Below are 10,013 nucleotides of genomic sequence, written 5' to 3' on the forward strand. Positions count from 1 at the left end.
TCGTTTTCGTCTTCGAGCCGCTCCATGCCACCATGGAGCGGTGGGGGTTCAGCCGGCCTGGACCGCTGCCTTGGCGTCGTGCTTGGGTGCACGACGGCGCTGCAGCGCTGCGACCAGTCCGACCAGCAGCAAGGCGGGGAACCAGAGGATTTCCGCAGGCCAACGCTCGGCCGGCGTCTCCACCGCGATGATCCGCTGGTCGAAGTCCAGGCTGGTCGCCTCGGCGGGGCTTGCGAAGTCGACCATATCGACCACCGTCTCGCCATCCTGCTCGATCAGCTCGAGGCCGAGCGCTTCGCTCGGGGTCTGCCCCGGGGCGATCTCAGGCACCGACATCGAGATGAATAGCTCGCGCTCACCACCGCCGATCTGCGGCTCGGCCACCAGCAGGCGGAACTGGCTGCCTTCGGGCGCCTGCTCGAGCACCTGGTTGAGCTCGGTCGCGGGATGGGTCTCCCAGGGCGGCTGGATCCGGTCGAGCCAGAAGGTCGGCAGCAGGAAGGTCAGGGCCGCCACCGCCAGCAGCAGCTGCTCGTACCAGCGGCTGCGAACCAGGAACCAGCCCATCGCCGCGGAGGCGACCAGCAGCATGCCGATCGTCGCGGTGATGAAGGTGACGATCCCTTCGAACCAGGTGACGTCTATCAACAGTAGGTTGGTGTTGAAGATGAACATGAACGGCCATACCACCGTACGCATCTCGTAGACGAACGCCTGGATCCCGGTGGTGATCGGGTTGTCCCGCGAGATCGCCGCCGCGGCATAGGCGGCGAGCCCCACCGGCGGGGTGGCATCGGCCATCAGGCCGAAATAGAACACGAACATGTGCACCGCGATCAGCGGCACCACCAGGCCGTTCTGGATGCCCAGCTCGACCACCACCGGCGCCATCAAAGACGAGACCACGATGTAGTTGGCGGTGGTCGGCAGCCCCAGGCCGAGCACCACGCAGAAGATCGCGATCAGTACCAGCATCAGCAGCAGGTTGCCCATCGCCAGGGCCTCGACCAGATCGGAGAGCACCAGCCCGACGCCGGTCTGCGAGATCGCACCGACCACGATGCCCGCGGCGGCGGTGGCGATGCCGATGCCGATCATGTTGCGCGCGCCCTGGATCAGGCCCTGGATCAGATCCTCGACGCCCTCGCGCAGGCCGCCGTGGTCGACGCTGGCGAAAGCCTCGGTGCGCTTGCGCAGCGCTGTGAGCAGCGGACGCTGGGTGAGCAGGATCGCCAGCATCATCACCACCGCCCAGAACGCCGAGAGCCCGGGGGAGAGGCGTTCGACCATCAGGCACCAGACCAGCACCACCACCGGCAGCAGGAAGTGAAGTCCAGAGAGCAGCACCGCGCGGAAGTCAGGCAGCTCCTCGAGCGCGCGGTCCGGATCGTCCGGCGGCAGCGGCGGCTGGCGCGAGGCGACGGTGAGCAAGCCCAGGTAGACCAGCGCCAGCGCGAAGGCGACGAACAGGCCCGCCCAGTCGCCGAGCAGCGGTTTGAGCCAGCCGAGGCCGTAGTAGACCGCGAGACCGATCCCGGAGAGCAGCGCCACAGCGAAGGCGAGCCCCATCATGCGACGCAAGAATGGTGACTGCTTGCGCCGCCGCAGCCCCTCGATGCCCAGCTTGCAGGCCTCGAGATGGACCACGTAGAACAACGCGATGTAGGAGACCACCGCCGGCAGAAAGGCATGGCGGATGACTTCGACGTAGGAAATGCCCACGTACTCGATCATCAGAAACGCCGCCGCCCCCATCACCGGCGGCATGATCTGGCCGTTGAGCGAGGAGGAGACCTCGATCGCACCGGCCTTGGTCGGGGTATAGCCGACCTTCTTCATCATCGGGATGGTGAAGGTACCGGTGGTGACCACGTTGGCGATCGACGAACCCGAGACCATCCCGGTGAGCATCGAGGCGACCACCGAGGCCTTGGCCGGGCCGCCGCGCAGGTGGCCGAGCCGAGCGAAGGCGAGCTGGATGAAATAGTGACCGGCACCGGCGCGGTCGAGCAGTGCGCCGAACAGTACGAAAAGGAAGACGAAGCTGGTTGACACGCCCAGCGCAATGCCGAATACCCCTTCGGTCGAGAGCCACTGGTGGTTGGCCAGCGCCTGCAGGCTGACGCCGCGATGGGCGAGCACACCGGGCATCCACGGGCCGGCCAGCGAGTAGAGCAGGAATATGCTGGCAATCACCGTGAGCGCGGGCCCCAGGGTGCGCCGGGTCGCTTCGAGCAGCAGCGGCAGGCCGACGCAGGCGACCACCAGGTCCAGGGTGGTCGGGCTGCCGGGGCGGGTCGCCAGCTGGTTGTAGAAGACGAAGATGTAGAGCGCACAGGCACTGGCGGCGAGTGCCAGGGCGATGTCGATCAACGGCACCCGGTTGCGCGGCGAGCGCTTGAACGCCGGATAGGCGAGAAAACCGAGCAGCAGGGCGAAACCGAGGTGGATCGAGCGGGTCTCGGTCGAGTTGAGCAGACCGAAACCGAACATGTAGGGAAGAGGCGAGGCGATCCAGATCTGAAACAGCGACCAACCTATTGCCAAGGCAGCGATCACCCACCCCAGTGCGCCGATCGGCTTGCGCCCGCCAGCTTCTTCTTCGACGAGTTTTTGGGCTTCTTGTGGAACGTCGTTCATCACAGTCGTCCGGATAGGGTAGGGCAGTGCGGCGACGTCATGCCGGGCAGGACGCCACCAGATTCATCTCGCCCCCCATGGCGTTGCCACGGGGGGCGCAAGCGAGGCTGGACAGGGCCGGACTCAGAGCCAGCCACGCTCCTGGTAGTAGCGGATCGCACCTTCATGCAGCGGCGCGCTGATCCCGCTCTCGATCATCTGCTCGGGCTGGAGCTCGGCGAATGCGGGGTGGAGGCGTTTGAAACGGTCGAGGTTGTCGAACACCGACTTGACCAGCAGGTAGACGGTGTCGGCATCGGTCTCTTCGGTGGTGACCAGCAGAGCGTTCACACCGAAGCTCGGGATCGCTTCGTCGGCACCCGGATAGACCCCGCCGGGAATCTCCGCTTCGACGAAGTAGGGGCTCGACGCGAGCAGCTCGGCAACCGCCTCGCCCTCGACCGGGACGATGTGGGAGGGAACCACGCTCAGGCCCTCCTGGATCGCTCCGCTCGGATGGCCCACCACATAGGTCATCACATCGAGGTTGTTGTCGGAGAGCGCCGAGGCCATTTCGGTCGGTGCGAGGGCGGCGGCGAGCGAGAAGCTCGAGGCGGTCCAGCCCATCGCCTGCATCACCTCACCGAAAGTGTCGCGGCTGCCGGAGCCGGGCACGCCGATGTTGACGCGCTTGCCTTCGAGGTCGGCGAGGGTCTCGATATTGGCGTCGTTGCGCGCGACCAGGGTCAGCACCTCGGGGTGGAGTGCGAACACCGTGCGCAGATTGCTCATTTCGCCGTTGGCCTCGAACGGCGGCAGGCCGTTGAGCGCTTTGTACTCGTGGTCGGCCTGGACGAAACCGAAGTCGAATTCGCCGCCGCGCAGCTGCTGGATGTTGTAGACGCTCGCCGCGGTGGAAGGTGCGTTGCAGCGGATGCCCTGGTCGGCACCGACGCTATTCATGAAACGGCAGATCGACTGGCCTGCGACGTAGTAGACCCCGGTCTGGCCACCGGTGCCGATGGTGACGAAGTTGCTCTGTGCCGCTGCCTGAGTGGAGGCGAGGGCGGTGCCGACGAGCATCGCACAGAGAGTGCCTTGGATCAGCGGGCGACGGAAAGCGGGTGCGGTCATGATCTTCACCTTGTTCTTCGAATCGGCTTTGCGCATCCCACCGCGAGGCGAGGACGAACGAAAGCATGCCTTGGGAACTGCTCGAAGCGAACCGACCGAGCCACGGTATCCTGGGCGCGCGGGAACGCCCTGTCGTCGGGTCGGCGGACCGGATAGCTTGCCGACAAATTAGGCCAGTGACGATGATCTGGAAGGAGAAAGCGGGATTAATTAAGCAATGATTAAGCGCCTGGGTGGCCTGCTTTCAGGGCATCCCCGGGATTGAACCGGATGTTCCAGGCACGCCTTCGCGGATCGCTCGCGAGAAGTCCTCGCTCGACCGACCATCCTGGTCGGAATCGACCGCCCGCTGGTTGATCCGGCCGAGGCGCTTGAGCTCTTCGAACGAGTAGCCCGATGGCAGTCCGCCAAGATCGTAGATGTAGTCCGGCAGGTAGCCCGAGAGTATCAGCCTGATGTCCTTCGGCAGCCCCGGGACGATCCGCTTGACCATGTCGAACACCAGGGTGGTGCAGTTGGTGGTCAGGGTGTTGTAGAAGCGCGGTGCGTCCCGCAGCTCTCGCGCCTCGTCGAGATAGGAGAGAAACAGCGCGCGGGCGTCGTCGCGAGGCAGCTCGACATGATAGAGATACACCTCCTCGCCGCGCACGTTGGAGCGGGTCCGGACGATGTCCCGCTCGTCGCTTGCGACCAACGCCACCTCGAACTGCTTGAAGAAGCCGCCGAGGGCGGAGAACGTCTCGTTGCGCTCGCGGCGGATCTCCACCGAGAACACCAGCTGACGGCCATCGGCGAAGCCGAAGCTGACCAGGGTGTGGGCGATCGTCGGGCCCATCCAGTAGGAGACCAGCAGGTCCACCGATTCGAGCTGGTCGAGATCGTACTCGCGGGTCTCCCAGCGCTCGGTGAAGTCGTCACGCGTACGCCATTCGAAGTTGCGCACGTTATGCAGCGTCACCCGGCTACCGTCGACCTCGGCATCGAGTATCCGCGCTACGTCCGGCGCCCAGTCACGGAGGTTGGATGGCTGGATGGTGCCCCACCAGATGCCCAGCAGCACAGCCGCCAGCAGCCAGCCGAGCACGCCACCGCGGTGCCATCGGCGCGGCACCCGCCAGAGCCCGAGCACTGCCAGTAACGCCAGCAGCGCCCAGGCGCCGATCGTCACCCCTTTCAGCCAGCTCGGCGCCGGCAGCTGGAAACTCAGCGCCATTGCGCCCCACAGCGCGCCGACTATGACGACCAGCGAAAGCAGCGCGCGCCAGAGCGCGTTGAGCAACAGCCGCGGCAATGAGGGGTGTGGATTCATAAGGCCTCGAGCGAAAGCGGGGAGGTCAATCCCAGCGTTTGAAGATCAGCGAAGTATTGATCCCGCCGAAGGCGAAGTTGTTGCTCATCACGTACTCGCAGGCCAGTCGCCGTGGGCTGCCTACGATGTAGTCCAAGGGCGCGCAGTCGGGGCCGAGCTGCTCGAGATTGAGGGTGGGGTGGAACGTCTCCTCGCGCATCATCTGGATCGCTACCATCGCCTCGAGTGAGCCGCAGGCGCCCAGGGTATGGCCGGTATAGCTCTTGAAGGCGCTGATCGGCGTGTGGGCGCCCAGGACCTCCTGGGTCGCCAGGCTCTCGGCGGCGTCGCCGCGGTCGGTGGCGGTACCGTGGGCGCTGATATAGCCGATGCTCGAGGGCGTAAGCGCAGCGTCCTCGAGCGCGAGGCGGATCGCCTGCGCCATGGTCCCGGGGTTGGGCTGGGTGACGTGGCGTCCGTCGCTGTTGGTGCCGAAACCGACCACCTCGGCGTAGATCCGCGCGCCGCGACCACGGGCATGCTCGAGTTCTTCGAGGATCAGCGTGCAGGCGCCCTCGCCGATCACCAGGCCGTCGCGGTCACGGTCGAACGGGCGCGGAGAGAGCCCGGGGGCATCGTTACGAGTGCTGGTGGCGAACAGGGTGTCGAACACCGCCGCCTCGGCGGCGGAGAGTTCTTCGCAGCCGCCGACGATCATCGCGGTCTGGCGGCCGTAGCGGATCGCCTCGAAGCCGTAGCCGATGCCTTGGCTCGCCGAGGTGCAGGCGCTCGAGGTGGTATGGATGCGCCCGCGCACGCCGAGGAACACGCCGATGTTGACCGCTGAAGTGTGCGACATCATCCGCACGTAGGAGTTGGCGTTGAGACCCTCGACCGATTTGTTGATCAGCATGTTGCCGAAGTGCGCCACTGCGTCCGGTTCGCCGGTCGAGGCGCCATAGGCGATGCCCATCAGGCCGCTGCCCACCAGCGGGTCATCGAGAAGGCCCGCATCCTCGAGCGCGAGCTCGCTGGCGCGAGTCGCCATCTGGGCGCTGCGTCCCATGCTGCGCAGCACCTTGCGGGTATAGTGCGAGGGTAGCGAAAACTCCGCCACCGGTGCGCCAAGGCGCGTGCCGAGGCCTTGGTAGGCATCCCATTCGCTGATGTAACGCACGCCGTTGCGGTTTTCGAAGAAATGGCGGCGAATCGTTTCCCAGTCGTTGCCTACCGGGCTGAACCCCGCCATTCCCGTCACCACCACGCGTTTGAGCCGCATGCTAGTACATCCCTCCGTTGACCGAGATGACTTGGCGAGTCAGGTAGCCCGAATCGGCATGGCACAGGTAGCCGACCAGTGAGGCGACCTCCTCCGGCGTGCCTTGGCGGCGCATCGGCACGACCTGCAGCAGGGTGTCGAGATCGAGCCCCTCGGTCATGCCGGTATCGATCAGCCCCGGTGCTACGCAGTTGACCGTGATCCGCCGTTTGGCGAGCTCCACCGCCAGCGCCTTGGCAGCACCGATCACTCCCGCCTTGGCGGCGCTGTAGTTGACCTGGCCGCGGTTGCCGATCACCCCCGACACGGAGGAGATCACCACGATGCGCCCCGGTGCGCGCCGGCGGATCATCGGCATCACCGTAGGCTTGATCACGTTGTAGAACCCGCCGAGCCCGGTATCGATCACGCTGTCCCAGTCTTCGTCGCTGAGCGCCGGGAAGGCGCCATCCGCGCTGATGCCGGCATTGCAGATCACACCATAGTAGGCGCCATGGGTCTCGATGTCGGCTTCCAGCGCGGCGCGGGCGCCGGCGCGATCGGTGACGTCGAAGGCCAACCGTCGTACCGCGCCTTGCGAGCCGTTGAGAAGCTCGCAGGTGGCATCTAGCGATGCCTCTTTGCGCGCGTGGACGACCAGGTCGAAACCGTCGCGGGCCAATCTCAAGGCGATGGCCTGGCCGATGCCTCGGCTGGCGCCAGTGATCAGGATGGTGTGACGAGTGCGCGCGGAAGGTGGCTCATGGGGTGTCATTGAGAATGCTCTCGATACTCTCGAACGAGTCGGGTTGGAAAACGTTGACCCGTGCGGTAGCGAGTTCACCGCCGTCGGGTTCGAGCAGGCGGCAGGCGAAGACGCCGAGACCCTCGTCGGAGCGGTACTCGAGCCGGATCTCTACCACGATCGGGCGGTCGAAGGCGAACCACGGCACCGCGCAGCGATACCGGCGACTGCCGAGCAGCAGCCCCATGCGAGGAGCGCCGCCCGCCTCCCTGGCCTCGATGCCTGACCATGCGGCGATCGCCTGCGCCATCCATTCGATGCCGATCCAGCCGGGGATGCCCTCGTCGCGCGCGAACATGGCGCCACGGCGCGGGGTCAGCTCGGCGAGCAGCCCCTGGCCATCGGCCTTAAGTAGGCGATCGAGCAGGCACATCTCCTGGGAGTGCGGCACATAGTCGCCGATCGGCTGGGGGAACTCAGGCGACATCGCTACGTTCCATGATCAGGGAGATGTTGTTGCCACCGAAGCCGAACGAGTTGCTCATCACTCGACGCCCCTCGAAAGCCCCCCCTGCGGTCAGGTTCAGCGCAGGCAAACTGGGATCGATCTTGCCATCGAAGCGGTGCGGCGGCATCCGCGCGTGGTGGAGCGAAAGCCAGCAGAACGCCGCCTCGAGCGCGCCGCAGGCGCCGAGCGTATGGCCGGTGAGCGCTTTGGTCGAGCTGCAAGGCAGCTCGGAGCCGAAAACGCGCTGCACCGCGATGGACTCCATCGCATCGTTTTGCAGCGTGGCGGTGCCGTGGAGATTGAGATAATCGATCTGCTCCGGTGATAGCGAGGCCATCTCCAAGGCATCGCGCATCGCTCGCTCGGCGCCGCGGCCGTCGGGACAGGGCGCTGAGATGTGATGGGCGTCGCTGCTTTCGCCGTAGCCGCTGAGCTGGATTCCCCCCGCCTCGGCGGTCACCAGGAAAAGCGCCGCCGCCTCGCCGATGTTGACGCCCGTGCGATTCGCCGAGAATGGCAGGCAGGGGCGATCGCTGATTACCTCCAGCGAGGAGAAGCCATTCAGGGTCAGGCCGCAAAGCGTATCGACGCCACCGGCGATGACCGCATCGTAGCCAGAGGCGAGCAGGCGTCGTGCACTGCTCAACGCCTTGGCGCTGGAGGTGCAGGCGGTAGAGATGGTATAGCCGGGGCCGTCCAGGCCGAGATGATCGAGGGCGAAGCGCGAAACGGAGCCGAGTTCGAAGGTGGCGTAGCGAAAGTCGGGCGGCCAGGTGCCGTCGCGACCGCGCTGCATGACCGCGCGCTCACCCTCGGCGATGCTCGACGTGCTGGTGCCGAGCACTACCGCGATGCGAGCTTCGGGTATTCGTTCACGCAGCGCTTCGAGCTCCGGATTCAATCGCTCAAGCGCCATGGCCAGCAGCAGGTTGTTGCGGGTACGCAGGCCGATCGGCCAATCCTGCGCGCAGGGCAGCTCGCTCTCTACCCGGCCGACCGGCACGCGGCGCCCTGGTATGAGCTCGGCTTCCTCGACCAGCCCAGGCCTGCCGGCGAACAGTCCATCGGCTACCTGGTCGAGTTCGTGGCCGAGGGGGCAGACGATCGCCGGGGGCGAAAGGCGGCACGGGCGCGATGAAGTGGCGGGCATGGCAATCCTGTCGGTAAGACCCAGCGCGTCGATCCCGCGATGGGATCAACGATGGTGAGTGCAGCTCGCGGCGAGGCTGTCCAGACGCCGGCGGCTGGCGCTGACCAGCGGATTGGCCTGATCCCAGGCATACCCCGCGAGCACTGCGCTGATCATGGTACGGATGCGCGCTGGCTGTCCTTCGCTGAAGATGATCCTTGGCAAACGGCCATCATACCAAGCTTCGACGAACTCCCTAAAGGTTGCCACGCCGCGGCGCAGCGGTAGTTCGAACTGCCGCTGCCAGTCGATCTCCTCCCCTTGCAATTGACGCTCGACCAAGGGGGCGGCAAGCACTGCCGAATGCAGCGCCACGGTGACGCCGGAGGAAAAGACCGGATCGAGGAACTCCCCCGCGTTGCCGAGCAGCGCGTAACCCGGGCCGTGCAGCCGAGAGACATCGGCCGAGTAGCCGCGCAGGCGCTGGATCTCGCGCACCGGCGCTGCGCGGGCCAGCAGCTCGGCCAGGCGCGGCTCCTCCTCGATGAGCGCGAACAGTCGCTCGGCATCGTCGCCGGGCAGGGCGTCGATCTCCGCGGCCGAGCCCACGACGCCGAGCGAGGCGCGCCCGTCGCTGAACGGGATCAGCCAGAACCAGACGCCGGAACGCTTAGGATGGATGCCGATCAGGATCTTTTCCCGATCGAAGCCGCTTTCGGAATCGATACGGTCCTCGACATGGGTGAACAGCGCGCAGCGCTCATCGAGGCGCGAGGGACGATCGAGCTTGGCGAGACGGGCGAGTACTCGGCCATAGCCGCTGGCATCGAGCACGAAGCGCGCCTCGATGGAGCGCTCGACGCCGTGTTCGTCGCGTACCTCGAGGCGTGGTCGCGCGGCATCCGCCTGGAAGTCGATGACCTCGGTGGCGAAGTCCACCTCCGCGCCCAGGGCGCGGGCGCCTTCGATCAGCCGCTGGTCGAAGTCCGCCCGTGGCACCTGGAAGGTGGTGCTGGGGCCCGGGCTGAACTTGTCGCGGAAGTCGATCGCGCGATAGCTGCCGCTCCAGCAGAAGGCGGCGCCGTTCTTGCGCTGGTAGCCGCCGGCCTCCACCGTTTCCAGCAGACCGCACTCTGCGAGATAGGCCATGCACTGCGGCAGCAGGCTCTCGCCGATCGAAAAGCGCGGGAAGCGTGCACGCTCGACGATGCGCACGCGATGCCCTCTGCTGGCGAGCCATGCGGCGGCGGCGGCTCCCGCCGGGCCCGCACCGATGATCGCGATGTCGGTGGTCGATGTCTTCATGGCTTTCCGGTCCTCGAATCGGGGGTG

At 66.2% G+C, this 10,013-nt stretch carries 8 protein-coding genes; all 8 read right to left on the bottom strand.

The window, feature by feature from the left end:
* Nucleotides 1-48 precede the first annotated feature (48 nt).
* A complete protein-coding gene (locus A5892_RS05805) occupies nt 49-2,640 on the bottom strand; it encodes a TRAP transporter permease (RefSeq protein WP_064121997.1) in 2,592 nt (863 codons plus the stop codon).
* Between the two features lie 123 nt (nt 2,641-2,763).
* On the bottom strand, nt 2,764-3,753 hold the full coding sequence (locus A5892_RS05810) for a TAXI family TRAP transporter solute-binding subunit (protein ID WP_082890593.1): 990 nt from the start codon (nt 3,751-3,753) through the stop codon (nt 2,764-2,766).
* Nucleotides 3,754-3,997: 244 nt separating this feature from the next.
* Nucleotides 3,998-5,062 (bottom strand): lipoprotein N-acyltransferase Lnb domain-containing protein, encoded by a 1,065-nt coding sequence (locus A5892_RS05815; protein ID WP_064121998.1) that lies wholly within the window; start codon nt 5,060-5,062, stop codon nt 3,998-4,000.
* A 25-nt stretch (nt 5,063-5,087) separates the two neighbouring features.
* Entirely contained in the window at nt 5,088-6,320 is a 1,233-nt protein-coding gene (locus A5892_RS05820; RefSeq protein WP_064121999.1) for a beta-ketoacyl-ACP synthase, read from the bottom strand.
* A 1-nt stretch (nt 6,321) separates the two neighbouring features.
* Nucleotides 6,322-7,074 (bottom strand): 3-oxoacyl-ACP reductase FabG, encoded by a 753-nt coding sequence (gene fabG / locus A5892_RS05825; RefSeq protein ID WP_064122000.1) that lies wholly within the window; start codon nt 7,072-7,074, stop codon nt 6,322-6,324.
* Entirely contained in the window at nt 7,061-7,531 is a 471-nt protein-coding gene (locus tag A5892_RS05830) for an ApeP family dehydratase (protein ID WP_064122001.1), read from the bottom strand. The genes fabG and A5892_RS05830 overlap by 14 nt, the downstream gene beginning before the upstream one ends.
* Entirely contained in the window at nt 7,521-8,702 is a 1,182-nt protein-coding gene (locus tag A5892_RS05835; protein ID WP_064122002.1) for a beta-ketoacyl-[acyl-carrier-protein] synthase family protein, read from the bottom strand. The genes A5892_RS05830 and A5892_RS05835 overlap by 11 nt, the downstream gene beginning before the upstream one ends.
* A gap of 45 nt (nt 8,703-8,747) precedes the next feature.
* A complete protein-coding gene (locus A5892_RS05840) occupies nt 8,748-9,986 on the bottom strand; it encodes an NAD(P)/FAD-dependent oxidoreductase (protein ID WP_064122003.1) in 1,239 nt (412 codons plus the stop codon).
* Nucleotides 9,987-10,013: the final 27 nt, after the last annotated feature.

The sequence above is a fragment of the Halotalea alkalilenta genome (assembly GCF_001648175.1).
In the GTDB taxonomy this organism is placed as follows: domain Bacteria; phylum Pseudomonadota; class Gammaproteobacteria; order Pseudomonadales; family Halomonadaceae; genus Halotalea; species Halotalea alkalilenta_A.

What these genes read in the sequence shown, in the direction of transcription:
- A5892_RS05830 (WP_064122001.1), bottom strand. Translation starts at nt 7,531, where the DNA reads ATGTCGCCTGAGTTCCCCCAGCCGATCGGCGACTATGTGCCGCACTCC.
- A5892_RS05810 (WP_082890593.1), bottom strand. Translation starts at nt 3,753, where the DNA reads ATGACCGCACCCGCTTTCCGTCGCCCGCTGATCCAAGGCACTCTCTGT.
- A5892_RS05815 (WP_064121998.1), bottom strand. Translation starts at nt 5,062, where the DNA reads ATGAATCCACACCCCTCATTGCCGCGGCTGTTGCTCAACGCGCTCTGG.
- A5892_RS05835 (WP_064122002.1), bottom strand. Translation starts at nt 8,702, where the DNA reads ATGCCCGCCACTTCATCGCGCCCGTGCCGCCTTTCGCCCCCGGCGATC.
- A5892_RS05805 (WP_064121997.1), bottom strand. Translation starts at nt 2,640, where the DNA reads ATGAACGACGTTCCACAAGAAGCCCAAAAACTCGTCGAAGAAGAAGCT.
- A5892_RS05820 (WP_064121999.1), bottom strand. Translation starts at nt 6,320, where the DNA reads ATGCGGCTCAAACGCGTGGTGGTGACGGGAATGGCGGGGTTCAGCCCG.
- A5892_RS05840 (WP_064122003.1), bottom strand. Translation starts at nt 9,986, where the DNA reads ATGAAGACATCGACCACCGACATCGCGATCATCGGTGCGGGCCCGGCG.
- fabG (WP_064122000.1), bottom strand. Translation starts at nt 7,074, where the DNA reads ATGACACCCCATGAGCCACCTTCCGCGCGCACTCGTCACACCATCCTG.